Below are 25,269 nucleotides of genomic sequence, written 5' to 3'. Positions count from 1 at the left end.
TTTTAGCCGTTCACCCGGCCAATTTCATTGACTGCTTTGTCCATCGTGCCGTCCAACGTCGTAATGACCCGTTGATTGGCTTCATAGGCACGGAGGACGGACATCATGTCGGTCATATTTTGGGCGGCATTCACATTGGAACGCTCCACCCACCCTTGCTTCACTCCATAAAATCCGTCGAGAGCAGGATCATCCATCACGTTGGCCGGCTCACCGTCGCCTTCCCAACGGTAAATGTTGTTGCCCTCCCGGACGAGCTGGTTCGGATCGGTCACAACCTTCAAAGCGAGACGAGCTTCCGGCGCTCCGAGCGGAACCAGTTCTCCCCCTGGATTCATGGGATCCGGCATCAGCAATTCGCCTGTTTCCGATATTTTCAGGAACTCCCCCGCGCTTTGCGCTGGGTCATCCGGATTATTGACACGGATCGCTGCATTGTTGTTATCCAATACATAATAGCCATCTGGCGTCACCAAAAAGCCTTGCTCATTGACTTGCCATTGCCCATTGCGGGTATAGCGGATTTCTTCCGGTGCGGCAGTCGGCTGATTCACCGGATCTGGAATGCGCGCGACGCTGAAAAACAGATTGCGCTTGTTGCCGTCTGCATCCGGGCCAATATTGTCGAGCAGCGCCACATCATAAGGGTTGTCCGACTGTTGAATATCCCCCTGCTTGAAATTAGCCAGGGCTTCCGGCATGTATACACCGGTATTCAAACGTCCGATCATGGCAGGTTGTCCAGTCGGATCAGGATACCCTTGCACCGAGATCCCTTCCTTGTCGCGGATGCGGGAAATCAGTTGTTCCGGGAAAGCGCGTAGCACTCCTTCGTCTTCCTTGAAGCCCGGCGTATTGACGTTTGCAATATTGTTAGCCAATGTTTCCTGACGCCGCTGCAGCGCGAGCATTCCAGATGCGGCCGTGTATAGTCCCCTGATCAAGCTGTTGTACCCCCTTCGTCATGGCGTTCTCGTCATTGGCAGCTGCTTATCCCAGAAATCCTTTTTTCCGGGAAGCGGATACCTTGTCCAAATAATCAAGCATGATGCCCGTGCCTTTGGCCACGCACATCATCGGATCCTCCGCTACCAATACCGGCACCTTGAGTTCTTCTGCCAGCATGTCATCCAGGCCGTGCAGCATCGCGCCGCCGCCTGTGATAAAAACGCCCTTATCTATTATATCGGCAGAAAGCTCTGGAGGTGTACGCTCTAAAACGCTTTTTGCAGCTTGTACAATGGAACTAACCGACTCTGCCAGGGCTTCCTGGACTTCTCGGGAATTGATGGTAATGGTTTGTGGCAAACCGGTTACCATGTCTCTCCCGCGAATATCCATCTCGTCCTGGCGTCCGCCGTATACCGTTCCAATCTGGATTTTGATGTCTTCCGCTGTACGCTCACCGATCAACAGCTTATACTTGTTTTTTATGTAACGCATGATTGCAGAATCGAACTTGTCTCCGGCGACCTTGATGGAAGAAGCGGTCACGATATCACCCATAGAGAGAACCGCTACGTCAGTCGTTCCACCGCCAATATCGACGACCATATTTCCGGAAGGCTGGAAAATGTCCATCCCTGCACCAATTGCCGCTACCTTTGGCTCTTCCTCGATAAATACTTCGCGAGCGCCGCCACTGCGTTCAGCCGCTTCACGAATCGCTTTTTGTTCCACAGATGTAATATTGGTTGGGCAGCAGATCAAGATGCGCGGACGCGCGAACATGCTCTTACCCCCGATTTTTGCCAAGAAATGCTTCAGCATGGATTCCGTCAATTCAAAGTCGGCGATCACACCATCCCTCAACGGGCGAATGGCGACAATATTCCCAGGCGTACGTCCAACCATCCGACGTGCCTCATCCCCTACAGCGAGCACCTTTTTGGTCTGATTGTCAATCGCCACTACAGACGGTTCGTCTAGGACAATACCCTTCCCACGTACATATATCAATACATTGGCAGTGCCTAGATCGATCCCGATATCCTTACTAAACATGAAAAGGTCCTCCCTGCAATCTACATAACTACTTTTCTATTCTAGGACTTATTTCGTGAGAGGACAAGGAAATCCTTTTGTATTTGCTGATAATTTATTGAACACTTTCTTCCTGTTCGATTCTGACTTTTTTGGTCTTGCGCTTGTACTTGATTTTCGTCGCTTCCCCACCTCTCAAATGTCTGATTGCCTTGTGATACTCCAAGATCTCTTTCACTTGATTTGCCAAATCTGGATTTATCTCAGGCAGCCGCTCGGTCAGATCCTTGTGCACAGTGCTTTTGGAAACTCCGAACTCTTTGGCGATCATGCGAACCGTATTGCGTGTTTCTACAATATAACGCCCTATCTTTATGGTCCGCTCTTTGATGTAATCGTGCACATTCCTCGCCTCCTGTATCGAAATTGTCTGATACAATATATGGGTGGGTGCGGACACATATTCTACGTTTCCAAGCCTGACAAGCCAGCAAGACCACATCTTTTTTTCACAGCGCGTCCACCTCTGTCCCACGAAGCTGGTCAAACCCGCATTCCATCGCGGTTTTGCCAAAAGAAAAGCAGCCTGCCATTTTTGACAGACTGCTTGCATGCATTTCTTCGATTAACGGGACTCCGCTTGTTCTTTTGCTTCTGTAGCGCTCAAGTATTCTTCCGGATTCACGGCTTCTCCATCGACTCGGACTTCGAAGTGGAGATGTGCCGCCGCATCTTTTTCATATACGTTTTTGCCAGCTGTACCGATCATTTGGCCTTTTGCCACTTGATCGCCCGGTTTGACCACTACTTTATCGAGGCTTTGATATACGGTCACAACCTTGTTGGCATGCTCAATCTCGACTTGGTTGCCTACGAGCGGATCATTTTCCACAGTAAGCACTTTTCCTTCCAGCGCTGCTGCTACATCAAATGGTTTTCCATCTGTAGAAACGAGGTCGATACCTGTGTGCGGGATGAAAGTATCATCGTACTTCACCAACGCTTTTTGCTGCTCTTCCTTGGACAGGGAGTCATCGAAGAAGGTCATGCCTGTTTCATAAGTAACGCCACTTGCCACTGGCCAGGAAAGCTCAACCGGCTTCGCTTCTGCTCCAACCGGAATCGCTTCCTCTGGATTTGCTTCCGAAGCAGGTGTTTCCGCCGCTGGTTCGTTCACGGTCACGCCATTCGTCAAGTTGGCTTTGTCCACTACGGTGTTTGTCAAGCTGCTTTGGTACCACATCACGAATGCCAGAATGATTGCCGCCGTCCCGATGTAGATCGCGGGGAACGCCCACTTTTTGCCCAGGAATGTTTTCCAGGCGCTTGCCTTTTTGAATGGAATAGGTTGATTCGGATTTTTTTGATCTTCCATTATTTTCATCACCTCATCCCTCAGTATCACCACTTTTTCAATGGTTAAACCTGAGAGATGGGGAAAATGGGAAAATAGTGCCAACGATTTGATTATTAGCCACGTTTCACTTGCGTATAGTTTTGCAGGGTGACGCCTCGGTAAAAATACTTCACGATTTGCTCCGCATTATTGCCTCTTTTGGCCATGCCGTTGGCTCCCCACTGGCTCATGCCCACGCCATGTCCGTAGCCGCGTGTGGTAATCGTAACCTGCTTGGCAGACAACCGCATCGTAAAGGACGACGAATTCAGCCCCAGCTTTTCGCGTATCTCGCGTCCGCTGAATTCCTTCGTGCCGATCCGCACCCGTCCGATCCGGTTGCCTGTCGTCGTGTCCAGCACTTGGTACCAGCTGCCTTTGCTGATCGCCTGGCTGTCCAACCGTACTCCCAGCTTTTGCTCCAGCTCGCCGATCGGCATCGTGACCTTTTCTTCAAACCGCGGCGACTCGATGTCCCACGGGCTTGCTACGCTGCGCAAATACGGAATCTGCTTTTCCCAATACTCATTGGCATTCTCCGTAAATCCATTGCTGGTAGAGAAAAACGTAGCATCAATCGGCTCCCCCTGATAGGTAAGCACGATCCCCATCGTTTCGCTGACGGCCTGCTTGATTTTTTTCGTTTTCCATTCGTATTGCTCGCCCCAGCGCTCTTTTCGCTGCTGCTCATCCAGATACGCCTGATGCTGGACCGTATCTGTGACCTGTGCTCCCTGTGGTACGTCGCTAAAGCGCCCCTCATGCAATCGTTTGATGATGTAGGTCCGTGCTGCCATCGCTTGCGCCTTCAACGCCTCCAGCTCAAACTCGGCAGGCATCTCGGCCGACACGACTCCCTCGATGTACGTCTCCAGCGGCACCGTCTCGATCTTCTTTTTTTGCACACGATAGATCTGAATCGGTATTTGCTGCATGGGCTTCCCTTGATTGCCAATGACGGCTGCTGGCACACTGCTAGGTTCAGCGGGCGAAAAATAGTAAACCAGTAAAGCTGGCAGCAGGACCAGGCATAGCGGCATGACTAACAGCAGGATGACCATGTATCGTTTCATTGAACTGTCTCCTTCCCTATCTTGTGCAGGACAACTTCCGTGACTGTTAAAACGTATGATGGAGGGGGAGGGAATAGAACAGTAGACTTGAGAGGAAGAGAGAGTTGAGATTCGATAAAAAGGCTGATAGCAGACGTAAAAAAGGGCCCCGCGAACGGAAGCCCTTTGCTGATGCTATGCAAAATTGGGTGATAGATTCACTTTGAGCGGAGCTGGCGCGCTCTCTTTTTCCTTTTCCTGTACAGCTTGCTGTTCCTCATGAACAACACGCTCTACTTGTGCACCGAGCTGCTGCAGCTTTTCGGTAAAGCGCACATAGCCGCGATCGAGATGGTGCAGGCCAAAGACCTCGGTCTCACCCTCCGCAATCAGCCCAGCCAAAATCAACGAAGCGCCTGCACGCAGGTCGGTCGCCGACACTTTGCTTCCGGTCAGCTTCACGCCGCCCTCCACAATCGCGCTGCGTCCTTCAATTTTAATGTTGGCACTCATCCGGCGGAACTCTTCCACATGCATGAAACGATTCTCGAAAACCGTCTCTGTGACGATGCTTGTCCCTTCGGAAGCCATCAACAACGCCATCATTTGCGATTGCATATCCGTAGGGAATCCTGGATATGGCAAGGTCTTCACATCGACCGCTTTTAATGCACCGGTCCGACGCACACGCACGCCATTTTCCTGCTCCTCCACCTCAACGCCCATTTCGCGCAGCTTGGCCGTAATCGACTTGACGTGATCACTGATCGCGCCTTCGATGAATACATCGCCGCCGGTAATGGCTGCCGCGACCATGAAGGTTCCCGCCTCAATTCGATCCGGGATGACACAATGGGTGCAGCCTTTCAGCTTTTCTACGCCTTCAATGCGGATGGAACCCGTTCCGGCTCCGCGAATCTTGGCTCCCAACCCGTTGAGGTAATTCGCCAAGTCAACGATCTCCGGCTCTTCCGCCGCATTTTCAATCACGGTGGTCCCTTCAGCCAAGGCAGCCGCCATCATGATATTTTCGGTTGCACCTACACTGGCAACGTCCAGATAGATCTTGGCTCCTTTGAGCCTTCCCTGAACCTGCGCTTCGATGAATCCTTGTCCGATTTCAATCTTGGCCCCCATCGCTTCAAAACCTTTGAGGTGTTGATCGATCGCACGGGTACCGATCGCGCAACCGCCCGGAAGCGGTACACGCGCTCTGCCATGTCTGGCCAAGAGCGGTCCTGTCACCAGGAAGGAAGCTCTCATTTTGCGTACAAGTTCATACGGGGCCTCTACACTCGATAGTTTGGTTGCGTCTATGGTCAAGGTTTCACGATCGTATGTAGTCTGAATCCCTAAACTATTTAATAATTCACATATTGTGTGGACATCAGCAAGTCCCGGCACATCATGAATAATGCTTGTCCCTTCTTCCGCCAATATCGAAGCTGCAATAATCGGAAGTACAGCATTTTTCGCGCCTGAAACTTTTACACTTCCTGTTAATGCCCTACCACCGCGGACAACGATCTTATCCAATATTTACCCCTCCGCGAGCTTAGTATTCCGCTGTGATGATTGGTGTCCCTACAGTGATCCACGTTTCTCCAGTTGCGGTAGCCTGATGTGTTGCCACTTGTAGATTCATTTTCTGGCCATTCAGCTTGAGATGCGGTTCCCACAAACGGGTATATCCCGATATGCTTACTACCGTATCATCGGCCAAACGTTCCAGTTCTTGGGCATGAAGAGCATCAAAAATCGACAAAATTTTGCTCTCCTGCTGGTCAACACTCATCTTATCACTGTACAATCCACGAATACAAGTGCTAAATTGCGGAACTCGTCCTGCTTCCCGAAAAGCTGTCACAAATCCATTTTGCAGGGCTTCGATTTCACGCAGCTGCGCAGGCTTCCCCTTTAATGAAAATACGACATGTGTGGCATATCGGCCGTGATCCGGCACGCCGATCATTCGGAAAGAAAGTCGAATCCCTTTGAGTTCTGTCACAATTTGTTGAACATACAAGTCGTGTTCCCGTGTCCCTGGATTCAACCGGGCATCGACACCCAGCTTTTGCAGCCAAGCAGCAGCTGCCTGATCCATTTCCTCTGTGCGGGTCACGCTTCCGGTTTCCACACTTGTCCGCACTTCGACTTCTGTTACTTTAGCACCTGTTGACACCATCACCTGCAGCAGTTGAGAAGCCGTCCCCTGGTCTTCCAGACGGGCCAGCACCACCGGCACATACATGAGTATGACTCCGGCAAGCAATACTAGGAATAATAACGATCTGCCCTTTTTCCCCATATAAATACTCCCCCTACAATTCCGTTCTCTATGTAGCCACTAGTTTTGACGGAATGATAGGGGGATATACCAGTTCATAGGAATCAATTTGCGGAAGAGAAGAGATTGCCGAGCAGCAAGGATGAGCTCAAGTACTCCAAGAAAAATTGGGCAACGCCATGTCCAATAAAGATAGATAGCAAAATTTGCAGCAGCTTGCTTTGCGCGCTGTCTACCTTTTTCGTGAACAAGTCAAAGCGAAACGCTTGCAGCGCCCACCAGCTCAGGCCGATGCAAAGGATAGAGACCACGATCGTAATCAGCGGGTATACAGATGACATTTTGTTTCCTCCTATAAGGGTAAATCCGAAGCACTTCGTCCAATCAGCGGAAAGGAGCGGCACACTAGCTGCCGCCCCTTCTCTTTCCTATAGACTATCAAATTATTTGCCCGGCGTCATCATGCTGCCGAAATCAAAGTTTGGATTGAAGTTGGCCTGCACGAAGTCAAACAATGCTCCCGGCACGATACCAATCAAGAGTGTTGCCAAAGCCATAATCGTAATGATGACTGCCACTCCTGCAGGCACCTTCAAGGCTGCTTCGGTGCTGCCTGAGCGCATGTACATTTGGCGAATGAAACCAAAGTAGTAGAAATAGGAGATTACGCTCGTACCCATCATGATCGCTGCCAGCCAATAATGCTTTTGCAAGAGCGCGCTCATGAACAGATAAAACTTCCCGAAAAAGCCGGCGCTCACCGGAATACCGGCGAAGGAGAGCACAAAGAGCGTCATGGCGATCGCAATGATCGGCGAGCGGTGATAGAGCCCGGCAAACGACTTCAACTCTTCCGTCTCTTGATCACGGAATACCACCATCAGCACGGCAAAAGCACCGAAGCTTGCCAGCAGATAAGCGATCAAGTAGAAGACCGTCTGCTCGAAAAACAGATTTGTCAGTGTCGCAAATGGCACCAGGATATAACCTGCCTGCGCTACCCCGGAATAGGCCATCATCCGTTTCACATTCGTCTGGCGCAGGGCCATCGTATTCCCAATGATCATGGACAAGGCCGCCACCGTCGTGAGGATGAGGCTTAAATTTTCCAGCAGCACACTCTGCCCCTCAGGCGAGATCAGGCCGATGTAAGCCGTGACCAGCAGTCTAAGCACCAACGCAAAGCCCGCCGCCTTTGAGACCACGGCCAGAAATGCCGTGACCGGAGTCGCCGCTCCCTGATACACGTCCGGAGCCCACAGATGGTTGGGTACCGCGGAAATTTTAAAGCTGATTCCCACCAGCACAAACGCAAAGGACAAAAGCACCAGGAACGCATAACCGCCGTTGTACGCTTCAGCCAACCGCTCTGTCATCAGATACAGGTTGGTGGTACCGCTCAAGCCGTACATGTAGGACATTCCGAACAGCGTAAAAGCGGTGGCGATACTGCCAGATACCACATATTTAAACGAAGCTTCATTGGCCAAAAGCGACTTTTTGCGCAGACCGACCAAGACAAAGGAAGAAAGCGAGAGCAGCTCGAGCCCGACAAACAAGGTGATCAGGTCCGCCGAGGAAGCCATGACCATAGACCCAAGCAATGCGGTTAACAGCAAGTAATAATATTCACTTTGATTGGAAATCTCCCCGTACTTCATATAAGCGAGCGACAGCACCAAGGTACACGCTACCCCCGCCAGGAAGATCAGCTTAAAGGCATTGCCAAAATCATCGACGCGCATCATGTCTGCCATATAGGAGACAGGCTCGTTCAGATTCACCATATTCAACGTGACAAAAACACCCGCGATGATGACTCCCAAGAGCGACAGCCAGCCGATGATCGCTCGGTTGGAGCGTTTGCCCATGGCCAGATCGAGCAGCGAAAGGATCGTCGCAAACCCTAAAATGGTAAACTCGGGCAGAAGGTAGCTCCAGTTATACGAGAAAATATCTTTGACTTCCATCGTCGCTTACCCCCCTATCCCCTGCACGATTGGCACGATTGTCTTCAAGGTTTCTTGCAATGGCTCGCTTAACACAGCTGGATAGATACCGAGCAGGATGATAAATCCGAGCAGCACGACCATCGGAATCACCTCTATGGGCTGCGCATCCGCTGCTCCCTGGTACCGATCCGGCATCGGGCCAAAAGTCGCTCGCAGGACAGCCCGGAGAAGGTAAACGGCTGTCAGGATGATCCCGAGCGTACCAATTGCGGCCAGCACCGGCATGGAACCAAACAGACCGAGGAACGCGAGAAATTCACTGATGAAGCCCGACATCCCTGGCAGTCCAAGTGATGCCATCGCAGCCGCCAGGAGAATTCCGCTGACGAATGGCATGCTCTTGGCCAGCCCCCCCAAATCCGAGAGCATGGAGGATTCCGTCCGCTCCCAGATGACACCGATCAGGAAGAACATCAAGGCCGAGATGAATCCGTGGGAGATCACTTGGAAAATCGCCCCTTGGAAGCCAATCGTGTTCATGGCTGCCAAGCCGAGCAGTACGATCCCCATATGGCTGATACTGGAGTACGCCAGCACCATTTTCAAATCCTTTTGCACGAAAGCCAGAATCGCTCCGTACAAAATGTTGATCAAGCCGATAATCGCCATCCATTTCGAAAATTGGTAGGCTTGCTCCGGAAAGAATCCGATCCCGAAGCGAATCAAGCCGTAGGCCCCCATTTTCAGCAGGATTCCCGAGTGGATCATGACGATCGATGGCGGCGCCTGCACGTGCACCTTCAGCATCCATGTATGGAACGGGAAGATGGGAAGCTTGATCCCGAATGCGATAAAGATCGCCAGAAACAATCCGAACAAGAACGTAGGCGCAATATTTTGCAGCATCGGATTGTCGGAGCTATTGAGCGCTTGGGTCAGCTCCGAAATATTCATCGTCGGATTGCCATCTGCTCCCGGTATGGACAAGTAGATCACGAGAAAAGCGATAAACATGATCGCCGAACCGACTCCGTTGTAAATCAGGAAGCGGTTGGCCGCCCGTTCACGGTCCGGATAGCCCCAGATTCCGATCAGGAAATACATCGGCACCAGCGTCATTTCAAAGAAGATAAAGAACAGCAGCAGGTTTTGTGCGGCAAAGACGCCAAACATCCCCATCAGCAGAATCAAAAAGAGAATGAAGTACTCTTTGTGCCGCTTTTTGATTTGCCAGGAAGCGACCGCAGCCATTGTGCCGATAATCGCCGTCAGCACCATGAGCGGCATGGACACGCCGTCTACACCCAGCTCGTAATTGATGTTGAAAGAAAAAACCTCACCCATTTGCGGGCTGCCGACCGGTATGGACACCCACTGGGCTTTTTCCACAAATTGCAGCTGCGCGTGATTGTAATCAAAGCTGGCAAACAGCATAAATGCCAGGATCAGCGGCAGAATGGTGGCAAGGGTCCCGATCTGCTTGATCACTCCGATTTGCTGCTTCGGGATGATGGACAGCACCAGAATGCCGAGAATCGGAGAAAAAATGAGTAGGGAAAGCAAGATGCTATTTAGCAAACGGAACACCTCCTTGCATCGTCAGGACGTAGCCAATCAAAATCAGGACAAGTCCCAACAGCACGGTAAATCCATAGGTTTGCATCTGTCCGTTCTGCAGACGGGCATGCAGCCAGCCTGCAAAATGCGTGATTTTTTCCACGAGCGAGACCAATCCGTCCACGATATAACGATCAAACAGCTGCAGCCCAAGCCCGATCCATCGCAGCGGCCGCACAATCACATTGTGGTACAGCTCGTCGATGTAATATTTACGCAGCGACAGCTGATACAGCCATGGCATCGGACGCGCGATGATGTCCGGTGCTACCGAGCGCTTCGCATACATCAGATAGGCAAGCGCGATACCGGCAAGTGACACCACAATCGCCACGATTTGCACCCATACAGCGGCATGTCCTTCTCCAGCGCCAAACGCTTCTTCGATCGCCACACCCGTCCCGCCTGCCAGGAGCCAATCGCCCAATACCGGCACAAACGGCGTATTGATAAATCCAGCTACCACCGCCAGCACTGCCAGCAAAACCAATGGCACGGTCATGACAGCAGGTGATTCATGCGCATCTTTATGGCCTGCTCCCTGTGGCTTGCCAGCAAACGTGAGGAAGAATAACCGGAACATGTAAAACGCGGTGAAAAACGCGGCGATCAGCCCGATCCACAGCAGATCCATGCGATGCGCCGTATAGGCTGCCCCCAGAATTTCCTCCTTGGACCAGAAGCCTGCGAATGGCGGTACGCCTGCAATCGCCAGACAGCCGATCAAAAACGTGATACCGGTAACTCGCATCTTCTTCCACAGACCGCCCATTTCAAACACATCTTGTGTATGTACAGCATGGATCACACTTCCAGCACCGAGAAACAGCAGCGCTTTGAAGAAAGCGTGGGTCATCAGATGGAACGTACCCGCCACATAGCCAGCCGCTCCTGCGATCCCGAGCGCCATCATCATATAGCCCAGCTGACTCACCGTGGAGTATGCCAGTACCCGTTTGATATCGCGCTGGGTCAAACCGATGGATGCCGCAAAAATCGCCGTAAAGCCGCCGACATAGGCAACCACATTCAATGCGGTTTCAGATGCGATAAACAGCGGATAGGTCGCCGCCACCAGATACACCCCTGCCGCCACCATCGTCGCAGCGTGGATCAAGGCAGATACTGGCGTCGGGCCTTCCATCGCGTCCGGCAGCCATGTATGCAGCGGAAACTGACCGGACTTCCCTACCGCCCCGATGAAAATCAGAATCGCCGCCAATGTAATCATCCACGGCTCCAATTTGCCCAAGGAAATCGCATTGAAAATCTCGGCATATTCAAAGCTGCCAGTCCACCAGAACAACAGCGCAATTCCGATAAACAGACCGACGTCGCCGATCCGTGTCACGATAAACGCCTTTTTCGCAGCCGCTTTCGCCTCAGGCTTGAAGTAGTAGTACCCTACCAGCAAAAACGAGCAAACCCCGACGAGCTCCCAGAATATATACACCTGCAGCAGGTTGGGCGAGATCACCAAGCCCAGCATGGAGAAGGTGAAAAGCGAAAGGTATTGATAGAAGACGGGAAAGCGATCGTCTCCATGCATATAGCCTTTGGAATACAGCTGCACCAGCAAGCTGACAAAGGTCACGATGACCAGCATCATCGCATTCAGCTGATTGATTTCATAGCCCATCCGCACGATGATATCTCCGATGTGCAGCCAATCGACCGGAAACTTGACGTCAGCCGCACCCTCCCGGAATCGTGCCAGAAAGACCAGCACTGCCATGACGAAAGAGATTCCCGTAAAGAGAAGCCCTACGTAAGCCGCACCTTCCTTCAATTGTCGACCAAATGAAATGATCACGATGAAAGCGAAGAGCGGAAAAAGCGGGATAAGCCAAGCGTATTGCATTATGGAATCCATTGTTTCACCCATCCTTTTCTAAGCGCTGATTATTTCATCGTATCCATTTCGTCTACATTGACGGTTTCGCGGTTGCGGTACAGTGCGATCAAAATGGCCAATCCTACGGCAACCTCCGCAGCCGCAACGGTCATCGTGAAGAGCGTGAATATTTGACCGGTAATCGCGGCATGTAGGCCATATTTGGAAAAGGCCACCAGATTGATGTTCACGGCATTCAGCATCAGCTCGATCGATAAGAGCACGACGACAGCATTCCGCTTGGTCAGCGCGCCATACAGCCCGACGCAAAACAAAATGAGTGCCACCAGCAGAAAAGAAGGCAATTGAACGGTTATCACTCGCTGTCACTCTCCTTTTTCGCCATGATGATGGCCCCCACCAGCGCCACCAAGAGCAGTACAGACAGCAGCTCAAACGGGATTACGAACTTGGTGAATACCTCTGTACCGATCTGCTCCACGTTGCTTGGAGCGTTCGGAGCTGTTTGTGCCGGCTCTGGCCAAATCGTGTTTTGAATCCCGTAGAAGCACAGCCCGAAAAATACAGCTACGATGAGAAAGGCAAAAAAGCGGTTGACGCCCTTGCTGCCTTCATCCTCCACAGCATTGTGCTTGGTCAGCATGATCCCAAACAGCATCAGGATCGAAATGGCCCCTGAGTAGACCAGAATCTGTGAAACGGCCACGAACTCAGCATCCAACAGGATGAAAAGGCCCGCAATGCTGATAAACGTCACACCGAGTGAGACCACCATATGTACCACGCGGGTGAAGCTGATCATGAAGACCGCTCCCCCGATTGTCATGAGAGACAGGATAAAAAATGCCGCAAATGTGCCGGACATATTAATTCTCCTCCCTCACGTTGGTATTGTTGTCATCCAACCAGTTCAAGTTTTTGAACAGCTCATCCCGGCTGTAGGTAGCCAGCTCGAAATTGTTGGTCATGACGATGGCATTGGTAGGACATACCTCTGTACAAAGATCACAGAGAATGCAGATTTCAAAGTTGATATCGTAAGTATCGATAATTTTCCCTTTTTTCTCCGGATCCGGATGCGGTTTTCCCGTCAGCTGAATGCATTCGGTCGGGCAAATCCGGGCACATTGGTTGCAGACAATGCATTTTTCCGGCGAAAAGTGCTGGATGCCACGAAACCGCGGCGGCATCGGATATGGGACGTCGGGATAAAAGTGCGTCACTTTTTTCGCCGTCAGCTGCTTAAAGGTGTAGCCGAGGCCCTTCGCAAAGCCAAGCATATGTTTCACCCCTCTTGTGTATGTGCGATCGGTTCATTTTAATTTACAGCGTGCCGTTTTGGAACGAGATGACGACTGCTGTAATCAGGATATTGACCAGCGCGATTGGCAGCAAACCCTTCCATGCAAACGGAAGCAGCTGATCTGCCCGAAAACGCGGCATGGTTGCGCGAATCCAAAATTGGAAGAACACATAAAGCAAAAATTTGAGGATAAACCAGACGATCCCCGGAATCGGAAGAAAGTCCAAGCCAAACGGAGCCAACCAGCCACCCAGGAACAGAATGGTCACCAGTGAACCCATCCCGAACATATACACATATTCTGCCAGCATGAACATCGCAAAGCGGAAGCCCGAGTACTCGACGTGATAACCCGCCACCAGCTCCGACTCGGCCTCTGGCAGGTCAAATGGCGTACGGTTTAATTCAGCCTGTGCGGCTACAATGAATACGCAAAAGCCCAGAATCTGCGGAATCACATTCCATATATCGCGCTGCGCTTCCACGATCTCGCGCAAATTCATGCTGCCCGTCATCAGGATGACACCCAGTACGGACATGACCAACGGCACTTCATAGCTGATCATCTGCGCAGCCGAACGCATACCGCCGATCAGCGAGTACTTGTTGTTGGAAGCCCACCCCGCTGTAATGACGCCCAGTACCGTAATGCTGGACAAGGCCATGTAATACAGCACCCCGATGCCGAGATCGGCAAACTGGATGGTCTCCGAGAATGGCATCACGGCCAATACGGCGAAAGCCGGAGCATAGGCCAATACCGGTGCCAGTGCATACAAAGCTTTATCCGCATCCTTTGGACGTGTGTCCTCTTTCAGCAGCAGCTTGGTAACGTCCACGACCGTTTGCAAAAGCCCCAATGGGCCTACGCGGTTCGGACCCGTACGCAGCTGCATCCATCCGATTACTTTTCGTTCAAAGTAGATCGCATACGTCACAAAGAACAATACGACCAACAAGAGCACGACTGCGGCCACAATAAACATCGATACATTCCACAAGGAAGTGGATTGCTGCAACAAATCGGTCATTACGCATCTACCTCCCCGAGAACGATATCGATGCTGCCAAGAATCGCCACCATGTTGGAGATGTTTTCACCCTTTAACAACTTGGGCAAGATTTGCAGGTTATTGAAAGAAGGCCGACGGAATTTCATGCGCCACGGCTTATCCTTGCCGTTGCTCGCGATGTAGCAGCCGATTTCTCCGCGCGGCGATTCGATACGCACAAAGGTTTCTCCTTGTGGCGGACGGATCACTTTTGGCACTTTGCCCATGATCTCTCCCTCTTCAGGGAATTGACCCAAGGCTTGCTCCAATATTCTGAGCGATTGTTCGATTTCTGCCATGCGCAGTTGGTAGCGAGCCAAGCAATCACCTTCAGTTGCAGTAGGCACATCGAATTCAAAGCGATTGTAGACCGAATACGGTTCGTCCTTGCGCAGGTCCCATTTCACACCTGTGCTGCGCAGCATCACGCCGGACAAGGAGTAGTCGATCGCCGTCTTGGCATCAAACTTGCCGATCCCTTGCAAGCGATTGATAAAGATCTCGTTGCCGGTAACAAGGGCATGATAGTTCTCGATTTCTTTTTTCAGGTGTTTGACAAATTCTTTCACTTTCTCGATCCAGCCTGGAGGCGCGTCCCACTTCACTCCGCCGATACGCATGTAATTGTAGGTCAGTCGTGCGCCGCACAGCTCATTGAACAGCTCCAGAATCATTTCCCGATCGCGGAAAGCAAACAGGAACGGACTCATCGCCCCGATATCGAGCAGATAAGTTCCCCACCATACCAAATGGCTGGCAATGCGGTTCATCTCCATCACGATCACGCGCAAGAAGTCTGCACGCTCCGGAATTTGAATCCCCATCATGGTCTCAACCGCATGGCAGATCACATAGTTGTTGGTCATCGCGGAGAGATAATCCATCCTGTCCGTATACGGAATGATTTGCGTATAATTCAGGCCTTCTGCCAGCTTCTCGGTACCACGATGCAAGTAGCCAATGACCGGAAGCGACTCTTTGATGGTTTCGCCATCAATTTTGACTACCAGACGGAAAACCCCATGTGTACTCGGGTGCTGAGGTCCAACGTTGAGCAGCATCTCTTCCGTACGTAAGCCCGTACCCTCGGAGAATTCACTGTTTAACGAGATCATATCCAAATTCATACTCATCCGTTACACCTCCTCGTCAAATGGCACATAGTCTTTCCGGAGTGGATGGCCCACCCACTCTTCTGGCAGCATGATTCGACGTAATTCACTATGTCCCGGGAAATAAATGCCCAGCAGGTCGTATGTTTCCCGTTCGTTCCAGTTCGCGCCGCTCCAAATATTCATCACCGAAGCTACCGTTGGCTGCTCTCGGTCAGTTTTGACCTTTACCGCAAGATTTTGTCGGTTCTTGTACGAATAAAAGTGGTAATAAACTTCCATTCGATCCTCATAGTCCACCCCATGTAGATTGGACAGGTAATCAAAGGAGAGCTCGTCATTTTCTTTCAAAAACTTGGCGACATCGTGCCAATTTTCATTTTTTATGACGAGTGTAGGCACTTCCTTTGCCAATTCGTTAATATAAGAGGCCTCGATGACTTCGGAACCAAATTTCTCAGTGATCAGTTTTACTATGTGATCGAGATGAGGCTGGTTTTTGGAAGGTGCTTTCGGCGCTGCTTCCGTATCTGCCGCATCTCCGCCTGCTGCCTTTGCCTTCGCTGCAGCAGCAGCTGCCGCCTTTGCTTTTGCGGCTGCAATTGCTTTCGCTTTTGCGTCAGCATCATCACCGCCTGCCTCAGCACCAGCTGCTCCACCTTCTCCGGCTTCCCTCGCGGCTTTCGCTTTCGCTGCGGCTGCAGCGGCTGCGGCGGCCTTGGCTTTAGCGGCTGCGGCTGCTTTTGCTTTCGCGTCGGCATCATCCCCGCCCGCTTCCGTTTCCGCTGCTCCACCATCTGCTGCTTCTCTTGCGGCTTTTGCTTTCGCTGCTGCTGCAGCGGCTGCAGCGGCCTTGGCTTTTGCGGCTGCAGCTGCTTTTGCCTTCGCATCTGCGTCAGCTCCGCCTGCTTCCGTTTCCGTTGCTCCGGCTTCGGCTGCTTCTCTTGCCGCTTTTGCTTTCGCCGCTGCTGCTGCGGCCGCGGCGGCCTTGGCTTTTGCGGCTGCAGCTGCTTTTGCCTTCGCATCTGCGTCAGCTCCGCCTGCTTCCGTTTCCGCTGCTTTCGTATCGGTTGCTCCGCCTTCCGCTGCTTCTCTCGCGGCCTTTGCTTTCGCTGCGGCGGCTGCAGCTGCTGCTGCCTTTGCTTTGGCTGCCGCCTCCGCTTTGGCCTGCGCCAGTTGATCCGCTGAGGCAGGCTCAGCTTCCGCCTTCACTGCATTTTGCTCAGGAGAAGAAGCGACTGCTTCTGGAGCACTCGCTTGCGCTGCTTGTTCTTCTTTTGCTTTGCGAGCGGCTTCCAGCTTTTCTCTTGCTTCCGCTGCTGCTTTCGCCTTTTCCTCTGGAGTCGGCTTGCGTTTTTCCTCACTCATTGACTGGTCACCCGCTTTCCAGTCTTCGCTTCCAGGCGAATTTTCTCTTGCAGCTTGTTAATGCCATAAATCAAGGCTGCTGGATTTGGCGGGCAGCCTGGAATGTACACGTCGACCGGGACGATCTGGTCAACCCCTTTGACTACACTGTAGGAACGTACATATGGACCGCCAGCCGTCGCACAGGACCCCATCGCAATAACCCACTTTGGCTCTGCCATTTGATCATACAAACGACGAAGCAGCGGTGCCATCTTTTTGGTAACGGTACCCGCAACAATCATCACGTCGGATTGCCGTGGCGAAGCACGAAAAATAACACCAAAACGGTCAAGGTCGTAATGGGAACCGCCCGTCCCCATCATTTCAATCGCACAACAGGCCAATCCAAAGGAAAGGGGCCATAATGAATTGCTGCGTACAAATCCTTTTACCGTCTCCAGTGTTGTAAAGAGGACATTTCGATTTAATTCTTCTTGCAGTTCAGGCGCAATTTTCTGCAGATCTAACTCCATTCCAGCACCTTCTTTCTCCAAGCATAGACTAAGCCGATGACCAATAACACAATAAATATGACCATTTCCACGAGGGCAAACAAGCCTAGCTTGTTAAAAGCAACCGCCCATGGATACAGGAACAATGTCTCTACGTCAAATATGACAAAAAGCAGTGCAAAGATGTAATACTTTACATTAAAACGAACCCAGCTGCCACCGATCGGATTGTTACCGCTCTCATAAGTGGTCAACTTTTCAGGCGTTGGGTTATTTGGCCGCAAGAATCGTCCAATGAAGCTGACTGTCGCGACTGGCAACAACACACCTAAGAACAGGAAAATCGCAACAATGACATAATTATTCACATAGATGTCCGGCACTTCACTTCCCCCTTCATTGCGCTGCAAAAATTGTTAAAAAAATCCTCCACCATTATAGCAAATCGCTATTTCAGTGTCTAACGAGAAGATCACCTCTATAACGACAAGCCATCAAGAAAAATGGTGAAAATCAGCGTTATTGAAAGCCCTTTCATTTTTATGAAACCTAGATAAAAATTTGGCTACTTGCAAACATGGTGGTGGGGGAAGGGAAGAAAGGGCGGTGCTGCGTTCTTGCCACACCCGCTAAGGAGTGCAAACTGTCCGGTTCCACTTCCAAAAACGGTACGTCACGCAAAAATTTCGAGGAAGTCTATTCATACGTAGAGGTTGCGTGACAAGCGTGTACCGCTTTTGGAAGCTCCACCTTTGTAGGTATGGCAAAGACTCCGCCCGTCCCTCTCTTCCCTTCCTCACGTGACGTATGAGTAAAATCAGACGGATAAAAAGAAAAAGCACGAAAGAATGATCTTATCGTGCTTTTAATCTTTAAAAAATGGCAACTGCTACTTTAGAGAGCATGTTTCGGAACGGAGCGCCTGCGAAGCCCTTCCCAGCGGAGCAGTGAATCGCAGGAAAAAGGGCCGCAACCTGCCCGAGCTGCGCAGCGGCTACCACTTTTGCGGACCCCTGCGATTCGCTGCGGAGCGGACAGTGCCTACTTCTCAGTGGGGCGAAGAATGAAGCGGAGTTGCGAAACATGCTCTCCCCACCGCAGCCCCTATTAAAAGATACGTCTTTTCCTTATTGCACCGTTTCAGCGAATTTGTCACCGAGGAAGTCTTCGTAAATACGTTCCCATACGACCGTAAACTCGAGCTTCTGGTCATCCGGAATGTCGAGCATGTTATCAATCGGTTCTTCCAGATATGGCGTCAGTTTGATCAAAACTTCAGCCAGCATCGCGTCGTTGGTATTCAGCATTTCCTTCAATTCATTCTTGGACAGACGGAAAGAGTTTTCTTCTTTCTCATGCAGCTTCATCACCAGGCGGCTGAAAATCGGATGGATCAACGTCTCCAGCTTGATATGACTCAGCGCAAAGGCTTCTCTTTCTTCCAAAACGAAGATGTCCTGTACTTCTGGGAATGGGTCTACCGGGATATCCCATACATCGCCCTTGTCCAAAACCAGGCCCCATTTTTCAAACAGTTTGATCGCTTCTTCACGGTTTTTCGGATACGTAAAATTCGAACGCTCCAAAAACTGCTTATGACGATCCAAAAGGTTCATGTACCCTTTATAGTCCTCTTCCGACTTGAACAGCGCCTTTTTCGGTTTCGAAAACGCGCCTTTCAAACCTTCGATGCTATCCAGGGCTTTTGTCATTTCTTCCTTTGAATCATATTTCGTTACAGCCAGGCACAGCGATTGAAATAATACGTTCATCTCGTGCGACAGAACGCTTGACCACCCATTGGCTGTATAGCCGGTAGGAATCACAACATTATTATCGCTTTTACGTACATCACGAATGGTTTGCATGGATTCACTCTCCTTATGCCAGAAACATTCCGAACATCCTGTAATCCGGATTGGCGCTATGTATGCTTATCTTCTCATAACGTTTCACGCTTATTATACACATATTCGCACATAAATTTCCAATCAAGGGCGTAAAACATATGATCTGAAAAAAATCCCCGACACGCCGATCGTGCGGGGATCTTCCTCTTAAATATTCTTGGTTACATCGAGACGCAGCAAAGCTCGTTCCAGCGCACGTTGAGCACGGATCATGTCGAGATCAGGATGCTTCTCGTTCAGACGTTTCTCAGCACGTTCTTTCGCTTGCTTCGCACGTTCTACATCAATGTCTCCAGGCAATTCAGCAGACTCGGCAATGATGGTCACTTTGTCGCCGCGCACTTCCATGAAGCCGCCGCTCACCGCGATCACCAATTCCTTGTCACCTTCCAATTTGATCCGAACAGGCGCAATTTTCAGCGGAGTCACAAGCGGCATGTGGTTCGGCAAAATACCGAGGTCACCTTCCACACCGCGAGCGATTACCATGTTAGCTTCCCCGCTGTATACAACCCGTTCAGGAGTAACGACTTCAACGGTCATCTTGCTCATTCATCGTCTCCCCTTTCCAGGGTTGTGTTACGCCATTGTTTTCGCTTTTTCGACTGCTTCTTCAATCGTACCTACGTAGATGAAAGCTGCCTCAGGCAGGTGGTCGTACTTACCGTCAAGGATTTCCTTGAAGCTGCGTACGGTTTCTTTCAGAGGTACGTATTTACCTGGGTTACCGGTGAACTGCTCGGCAACGTGGAATGGTTGGGACAAGAAACGTTGGATACGACGAGCGCGTGCAACGGTTTGCTTGTCTTCATCACTCAACTCATCCATACCCAGGATCGCGATGATATCTTGCAACTCTTTGTAACGTTGCAGGATTTTTTGCACACCGCGCGCTACATCATAGTGCTCTTGTCCCACGACATCAGGAGACAGTGCACGGGAAGTAGATGCCAGTGGGTCTACCGCTGGGAAGATACCCAACTCAGCAATGGAACGCTCCAGGTTAGTGGTTGCGTCCAAGTGAGCGAACGTAGTCGCTGGCGCTGGGTCAGTATAGTCATCCGCTGGTACGTAGATCGCTTGGATCGACGTAACGGAACCTTTTTTGGTAGAAGTAATACGCTCTTGTAATTGACCCATCTCTGTTGCCAGGGTTGGTTGGTAACCTACCGCAGATGGCATACGACCCAAGAGGGCGGAAACTTCCGAACCAGCCTGGGTGAAACGGAAGATGTTGTCGATAAAGAGCAATACGTCGCGGCCTTCTTCATCACGGAAATATTCCGCCATTGTCAGACCAGTCAACGCTACACGAAGACGAGCACCTGGTGGTTCGTTCATTTGACCGAATACCATCGCTGTTTTTGGAAGAACGCCTGCGTCCTTCATCTCATGGTACAAGTCGTTACCTTCACGTGTACGCTCACCTACACCCGCAAATACGGAGATACCGCCGTGCTCTTGCGCGATGTTGTTGATGAGCTCCTGAATGGTAACGGTTTTACCTACACCCGCACCACCGAAGAGACCGATCTTACCACCCTTGATGTAAGGAGCCAAGAGGTCAATAACTTTGATCCCTGTTTCCAGGATTTCTACGGTAGTCGCTTGTTCTACGAACTCAGGTGCTTTGCGGTGAATTGGGTCACGACGATCTACTTGACCCAGCTCTTGCAGGTCGATTGGTTCACCCAATACGTTGAATACACGACCAAGGGTAATCGAACCTACTGGTACGGAGATAGCGGAACCAGTGTCTACTGCTTCCATCCCACGCACGAGACCATCTGTAGAAGACATCGCAACGGTACGTACGAGGTTGTCGCCCAAGTGAGTAGCAACCTCAACCGTCAAGTCGATGTCGCGCTCACCTGTGCTTTGCGCTTTATGTTGAATTTTAATCGCATTGTAAATGGCAGGCAGATGTCCGCGGTCGAACTCGATGTCGACAACGGGACCCATTACCTGAACCACGCGTCCTTTCGCCATCTTACTTCTTCCCTCCTATAAAGCTGATGTGGAGATGTGCTTCTTTGTATTACGCTTGTGCGTTTGCACCCGCAACGATCTCGGAGATCTCTTGTGTAATTGCTGCCTGACGAGCGCGGTTGTACTGCAGCGTGTAACGGCCGATCATGTCGGTCGCGTTGTCGGTTGCATTGCCCATCGCTGTCATTTGCGCACCATAGAAGGACGCTTTCGAATCGAGTACGGAGCTGTAAACGATCGTTTCCGCATATTTTGGAAGCAGTACTGCCAATACTTCCTCTGCAGATGGCTCGTATTCGTAATTCACTTTACGATCCGACGCTTCACCGGCTACTGCATCAAGTGGCAGCAAGCGAGTAATGGTAGGGACCTGGGAGATCGCGCTCTGGAATTCGTTGTAGCAGATATACAGTTCATCGATTTTTTCTTCCGCGAACAGTTGAACTGCTGCACTCGAAATCTTTTTGACGTCGGCAAAAGTGGGAGATTCTGGCAAGCCAATGATTTCCTGAATAACAGGGTAGTTGCGCTTGCGGAAATAGTCTCGTCCTTTGCGGCCAATCACAAAGATCGTGTACTCATCCTGCGATTTATGCTTTTCAGCAATGGTTGTAATCACTTTACGGATCATATTCGCATTGTAACCGCCAGCAAGACCGCGGTCAGAGGTGATGACGATATACCCAGTCTTTTTCACGGGACGAGATTGCAGCATCGGATGCTTCACATTGGTCGTACCGCTCGCGATACTGGAGATGACCTCCTGGATCTTGCGCGCATACGGACGTGCCGCTTCTGCAGTTTCCTGAGCACGGCGCAGCTTAGCTGCCGCGACCATTTTCATCGCTTTCGTAATCTGACGGGTATTCTTCACGCTTTTAATGCGACGGCGTAATTCACGTATACCTTTAGCCACTCGTTTTCACCACCTTGGGTGTACATACCGAGCTTTTGCCCGGCATGTACAAGATGTCTATCTAGTCACGATTAGCGAGTTACCGCAAAACCTTTTTTGAACTCTTCAATCGCAGCGTTCAATTCTTTTTCATCCGGCAGGTCTTTTGTAGTGCGGATGTGCTCCAACAGATTTTGCTTGTTGGATTCTACGTAAGAAAGGAATTCTTTCTCAAAACGGCGCACATCTACTACCGGAATGTCATCCACGAAGCCTTTGATCGCCACATAGATCGACAATACTTGTTTTTCAACAGGCATTGGTTCGAACTGGCCTTGCTTCAGGATTTCCATCAGACGCTCACCACGAGTCAAACGTGCTTGCGTCGCTTTATCCAAGTCGGAACCGAACTGCGCGAACGCAGCCAACTCACGATATTGTGCCAATTCAAGTTTCAAGGAACCGGCAACCTTTTTCATCGCCTTGATCTGTGCCGAACCACCTACGCGGGATACGGAGATACCGGAGTTCACCGCAGGACGTTGACCAGCGTTGAACAAGTCGGTCTCAAGGAAGATCTGACCGTCGGTGATGGAGATCACGTTGGTCGGAATGTATGCAGATACGTCACCTGCTTGTGTCTCGATGAAAGGCAGAGCCGTAATAGAACCTGCGCCCAATGCATCAGACAGTTTCGCAGCGCGCTCCAACAGACGGGAGTGCAAATAGAATACGTCACCTGGGTATGCTTCGCGACCTGGAGGACGGCGGAGCAAGAGGGACATTTCGCGGTATGCTGCCGCTTGTTTGGAGAGGTCATCATATACGCAAAGAACGTGTCCGCCTTTGTACATGAAGTACTCAGCCATTGTTACCCCTGCATATGGAGCCAGATACAGCATAGGAGCTGGATCGGATGCAGTCGCGGATACGACGATGGTATATTCCAGAGCACCGTGCTTACGGAGTGTTTCCACTACGTTTGCAACGGTGGATTGTTTTTGACCGATCGCAACGTAGATACAAATCATGCCGTTGCCTTTTTGGTTGATGATGGTGTCCAGCGCTACCGCTGTTTTCCCTGTTTGACGGTCACCAATGATCAACTCACGTTGGCCGCGTCCAACCGGGATCATCGCGTCGATCGCTTTGATACCTGTTTGGAGTGGCTCATGTACCGATTTACGAGCCATTACGCCTGGCGCTTGGCTTTCGATCGGACGGAATTCAGTCGTGTTGATTGGACCCAAACCGTCGAGCGGCTGTCCGAGTGGGTTTACTACGCGTCCGATCATGGCTTCCCCAACAGGAACCTCCATGATACGACCGGTGCGTTTTACTGTGTCGCCTTCCTTAATGTCGCGGAAAGGCCCCATGATAACGACACCCACGTTATCTTCTTCTAAGTTGAGTACCATACCCATTACGCCGTTTTGGAATTCGAGCAACTCACCTTGCATCGCTTTTTCCAAACCGTGTACACGTGCGATACCGTCACCAACCTGGATAACGGAACCTACGTCAACTACTTCGATTTCAGCTTTATAGTTAGCGATCCGCTCTTTCAAGAGGGAGCTAATTTCTTCTGGTCTGATTGCACTCACTTACTTTTCACCCCATTCATCAAGCATCTTATAGTTGATGCGCAAAATGCTCAAGCTTGCTCTTAATGCTGCCGTCGTAGAGACGGTCGCCGATTTTCACCACGACTCCACCCAAAATGGAAGGATCAATCACGGTCTGAATACGCAGCTTTTTGTTCAGCACTTTTCCAAACTGTTCCGCAATCTGCGCCTGCTCTTCCGCATTCAATGCCTTTGCAGTCGTTACGATCGCGTCTGCGATGCCACGCTGTTCATTGGCCAATTGAATATAAGAATAAGCAATGGTAGCCAGATCAGACTCGCGACCATTCTCGACCAGGATGTACAGGAAGTTCAGTGTTTCTTCGGAAAGATGCGCTTGGAACAGGTCTTTCACCAATTCCTTTTTCGCATCTGCTGCGATGTGCGGGTGCATCAGGAGCTTTTCCAAGTCTGCATTCCCGTTTACCGCTTCGACCACACTGTTTACTTCTGTCTCAATTTGATCAATCAGTCCGCGCTCTTTCGCCACTTCATAGAGGGCACGAGCGTAACGTTTCGCTACACCTGCGCTCATAGGCGATCTCCCACTTGCGCAAGGAATTTATCAACTGTCTCTTTTTGAGCAGCTTCATCGAGTTCTTTCTCAATGATTTTGGATGCCAAGAGAACAGACAAGCCTGCCATTTGATCGCGGAGTTCTGCTTTCGCTTTTTCCACTTCGCGAGTAATTTCGGCACTCGCTTCGTTTTTCAGACGAGTTGCTGTTTCTTGTGCTTCCGCAATAATGCGTGCTGCTTCATCGTTCGCTTGCTTCGCAGCGCGATCGAGAATCGTTTTGGTTTCCTGACGAGCTTCGTCGAGTACACGACGTTGTTCAGCCAGCAGTGCTTCCGCTTCCTGACGGTTGCGCTCAGCGCTGGAGATTTCATTTGCAATGTGCTGACGGCGTTTTTCCATCATTGCTACGATCGGCCCCATCGCGAGTTTGCGAACTGCCAGCAGCAGGATCAGAAATACGATCAGCTGGGTGAGCATGGTACCCCATTCCAGGGTGATGGCTCCTAAATCTACCACGAGGTTCACTCCTTCCTAATGCACAGGAGAATAGTTTGAGTTCAAGCTTTCATAAAAGAGAGGCGAGGTCAAACCCCCGCCTTTTTCGGATGTTTACCTACTCGATTACAGGTTTGCGTAAAGCATGAAACCGATCGCAACAGCGATGATCGGAACCGCCTCTACGAGACCAAGACCCAGGAACATAAGACCCATCAGGTTACCACGAGCTTCAGGTTGGCGTGCTACGCCTTCGATTGTACGAGAAATTACAACAGAGTTACCGATTGCTGCGCCAAGAGCTGCAAGACCGAATACGATACCAATAGCAAGTGCCAAGTTTTCCATTGAAAAAATACCTCCTT

The 25,269-nt window shown here is 50.8% G+C and carries 27 protein-coding genes; all 27 read right to left on the bottom strand.

The annotated features are described in order from the left end of the window. Positions 1-2: 2 nt before the first annotated feature. Complete coding sequence (locus EIZ37_RS04860) at positions 3-944, bottom strand: flagellar hook-basal body protein (protein WP_134683446.1); 942 nt, start codon at positions 942-944, stop codon at positions 3-5. 46 nt (positions 945-990) lie between these two features. Further along, on the bottom strand, positions 991-2,004 hold the full coding sequence (gene mreB / locus EIZ37_RS04855) for a rod shape-determining protein (protein ID WP_134683445.1): 1,014 nt from the start codon (positions 2,002-2,004) through the stop codon (positions 991-993). A gap of 94 nt (positions 2,005-2,098) precedes the next feature. Then, on the bottom strand, positions 2,099-2,386 hold the full coding sequence (gene spoIIID / locus EIZ37_RS04850) for a sporulation transcriptional regulator SpoIIID (RefSeq protein WP_134683444.1): 288 nt from the start codon (positions 2,384-2,386) through the stop codon (positions 2,099-2,101). Between the two features lie 222 nt (positions 2,387-2,608). Next, positions 2,609-3,358, bottom strand: a complete 750-nt coding sequence (locus EIZ37_RS04845) for a M23 family metallopeptidase (RefSeq protein WP_134683443.1) — start codon at positions 3,356-3,358, stop codon at positions 2,609-2,611. Between the two features lie 95 nt (positions 3,359-3,453). After that, the gene (spoIID, locus tag EIZ37_RS04840) at positions 3,454-4,452 is read right to left on the bottom strand and encodes a stage II sporulation protein D (protein ID WP_134683442.1); all 999 of its coding nucleotides are present in this window, start codon (positions 4,450-4,452) and stop codon (positions 3,454-3,456) included. Positions 4,453-4,626: 174 nt separating this feature from the next. After that, a complete protein-coding gene (gene murA, locus EIZ37_RS04835) occupies positions 4,627-5,967 on the bottom strand; it encodes a UDP-N-acetylglucosamine 1-carboxyvinyltransferase (protein ID WP_134683441.1) in 1,341 nt (446 codons plus the stop codon). Between the two features lie 19 nt (positions 5,968-5,986). Then, positions 5,987-6,739, bottom strand: a complete 753-nt coding sequence (locus EIZ37_RS04830; RefSeq protein WP_134683440.1) for a YwmB family TATA-box binding protein — start codon at positions 6,737-6,739, stop codon at positions 5,987-5,989. Positions 6,740-6,822: 83 nt separating this feature from the next. Further along, a complete protein-coding gene (locus EIZ37_RS04825; RefSeq protein WP_134683439.1) occupies positions 6,823-7,059 on the bottom strand; it encodes a DUF1146 family protein in 237 nt (78 codons plus the stop codon). Between the two features lie 102 nt (positions 7,060-7,161). Then, the gene (nuoN, locus tag EIZ37_RS04820) at positions 7,162-8,688 is read right to left on the bottom strand and encodes an NADH-quinone oxidoreductase subunit NuoN (protein ID WP_134683438.1); all 1,527 of its coding nucleotides are present in this window, start codon (positions 8,686-8,688) and stop codon (positions 7,162-7,164) included. Positions 8,689-8,694: 6 nt separating this feature from the next. After that, a complete protein-coding gene (locus EIZ37_RS04815; RefSeq protein WP_134683437.1) occupies positions 8,695-10,248 on the bottom strand; it encodes a complex I subunit 4 family protein in 1,554 nt (517 codons plus the stop codon). Further along, positions 10,238-12,160, bottom strand: coding sequence for an NADH-quinone oxidoreductase subunit L (gene nuoL / locus EIZ37_RS04810; protein WP_134683436.1), 1,923 nt, complete (start codon positions 12,158-12,160; stop codon positions 10,238-10,240). Before nuoL ends, EIZ37_RS04815 begins: the two co-directional genes overlap by 11 nt. A 29-nt stretch (positions 12,161-12,189) precedes the next feature. Continuing rightward, positions 12,190-12,498 (bottom strand): NADH-quinone oxidoreductase subunit NuoK, encoded by a 309-nt coding sequence (gene nuoK / locus EIZ37_RS04805; protein WP_134683575.1) that lies wholly within the window; start codon positions 12,496-12,498, stop codon positions 12,190-12,192. Next, positions 12,498-13,007 carry an NADH-quinone oxidoreductase subunit J gene (locus EIZ37_RS04800; protein ID WP_134683435.1) on the bottom strand — a complete coding sequence of 170 codons (510 nt, stop codon included), beginning with the start codon at positions 13,005-13,007 and terminating at the stop codon, positions 12,498-12,500. Before EIZ37_RS04800 ends, nuoK begins: the two co-directional genes overlap by 1 nt. Position 13,008: 1 nt before the next feature. Beyond that, complete coding sequence (gene nuoI, locus EIZ37_RS04795) at positions 13,009-13,422, bottom strand: NADH-quinone oxidoreductase subunit NuoI (RefSeq protein WP_134683434.1); 414 nt, start codon at positions 13,420-13,422, stop codon at positions 13,009-13,011. A gap of 43 nt (positions 13,423-13,465) precedes the next feature. Beyond that, positions 13,466-14,476 (bottom strand): NADH-quinone oxidoreductase subunit NuoH, encoded by a 1,011-nt coding sequence (gene nuoH, locus EIZ37_RS04790; RefSeq protein ID WP_134683433.1) that lies wholly within the window; start codon positions 14,474-14,476, stop codon positions 13,466-13,468. Continuing rightward, positions 14,476-15,624 carry an NADH-quinone oxidoreductase subunit D gene (locus EIZ37_RS04785; protein ID WP_328591346.1) on the bottom strand — a complete coding sequence of 383 codons (1,149 nt, stop codon included), beginning with the start codon at positions 15,622-15,624 and terminating at the stop codon, positions 14,476-14,478. The genes nuoH and EIZ37_RS04785 overlap by 1 nt, the downstream gene beginning before the upstream one ends. 9 nt (positions 15,625-15,633) lie before the next feature. Further along, on the bottom strand, positions 15,634-16,977 hold the full coding sequence (locus EIZ37_RS04780) for an NADH-quinone oxidoreductase subunit C (protein ID WP_134683432.1): 1,344 nt from the start codon (positions 16,975-16,977) through the stop codon (positions 15,634-15,636). Further along, a complete protein-coding gene (locus EIZ37_RS04775; RefSeq protein ID WP_134683431.1) occupies positions 16,974-17,492 on the bottom strand; it encodes a NuoB/complex I 20 kDa subunit family protein in 519 nt (172 codons plus the stop codon). Before EIZ37_RS04775 ends, EIZ37_RS04780 begins: the two co-directional genes overlap by 4 nt. After that, positions 17,483-17,854, bottom strand: coding sequence for an NADH-quinone oxidoreductase subunit A (locus EIZ37_RS04770; protein ID WP_134683430.1), 372 nt, complete (start codon positions 17,852-17,854; stop codon positions 17,483-17,485). The genes EIZ37_RS04775 and EIZ37_RS04770 overlap by 10 nt, the downstream gene beginning before the upstream one ends. Before the next feature lie 744 nt (positions 17,855-18,598). After that, complete coding sequence (locus EIZ37_RS04765) at positions 18,599-19,339, bottom strand: DUF6042 family protein (RefSeq protein ID WP_134683429.1); 741 nt, start codon at positions 19,337-19,339, stop codon at positions 18,599-18,601. A 189-nt stretch (positions 19,340-19,528) separates the two neighbouring features. Then, positions 19,529-19,933, bottom strand: a complete 405-nt coding sequence (locus tag EIZ37_RS04760) for a F0F1 ATP synthase subunit epsilon (RefSeq protein ID WP_134683428.1) — start codon at positions 19,931-19,933, stop codon at positions 19,529-19,531. A 27-nt stretch (positions 19,934-19,960) separates the two neighbouring features. Further along, on the bottom strand, positions 19,961-21,370 hold the full coding sequence (gene atpD, locus EIZ37_RS04755) for a F0F1 ATP synthase subunit beta (protein WP_134683427.1): 1,410 nt from the start codon (positions 21,368-21,370) through the stop codon (positions 19,961-19,963). A 49-nt stretch (positions 21,371-21,419) separates the two neighbouring features. Continuing rightward, on the bottom strand, positions 21,420-22,286 hold the full coding sequence (gene atpG, locus EIZ37_RS04750; protein ID WP_134683426.1) for an ATP synthase F1 subunit gamma: 867 nt from the start codon (positions 22,284-22,286) through the stop codon (positions 21,420-21,422). Between the two features lie 71 nt (positions 22,287-22,357). Continuing rightward, complete coding sequence (atpA, locus tag EIZ37_RS04745; protein WP_134683425.1) at positions 22,358-23,869, bottom strand: F0F1 ATP synthase subunit alpha; 1,512 nt, start codon at positions 23,867-23,869, stop codon at positions 22,358-22,360. A 28-nt stretch (positions 23,870-23,897) separates the two neighbouring features. Further along, positions 23,898-24,425, bottom strand: coding sequence for a F0F1 ATP synthase subunit delta (locus EIZ37_RS04740; RefSeq protein ID WP_134683424.1), 528 nt, complete (start codon positions 24,423-24,425; stop codon positions 23,898-23,900). Beyond that, positions 24,422-24,925: a F0F1 ATP synthase subunit B gene (gene atpF, locus EIZ37_RS04735; protein ID WP_134683423.1), complete on the bottom strand. Its 504-nt coding sequence runs from the start codon at positions 24,923-24,925 to the stop codon at positions 24,422-24,424. The genes EIZ37_RS04740 and atpF overlap by 4 nt, the downstream gene beginning before the upstream one ends. Before the next feature lie 105 nt (positions 24,926-25,030). Next, positions 25,031-25,252, bottom strand: a complete 222-nt coding sequence (atpE, locus tag EIZ37_RS04730; RefSeq protein ID WP_134683422.1) for a F0F1 ATP synthase subunit C — start codon at positions 25,250-25,252, stop codon at positions 25,031-25,033. Between the last annotated feature and the right edge of the window lie 17 nt (positions 25,253-25,269).

It is taken from the genome of Brevibacillus migulae (genome assembly GCF_004521915.1).
Lineage (GTDB): Bacteria > Bacillota > Bacilli > Brevibacillales > Brevibacillaceae > Brevibacillus_F > Brevibacillus_F migulae.
This window is presented reverse-complemented; position numbering and strand designations above follow the sequence as displayed.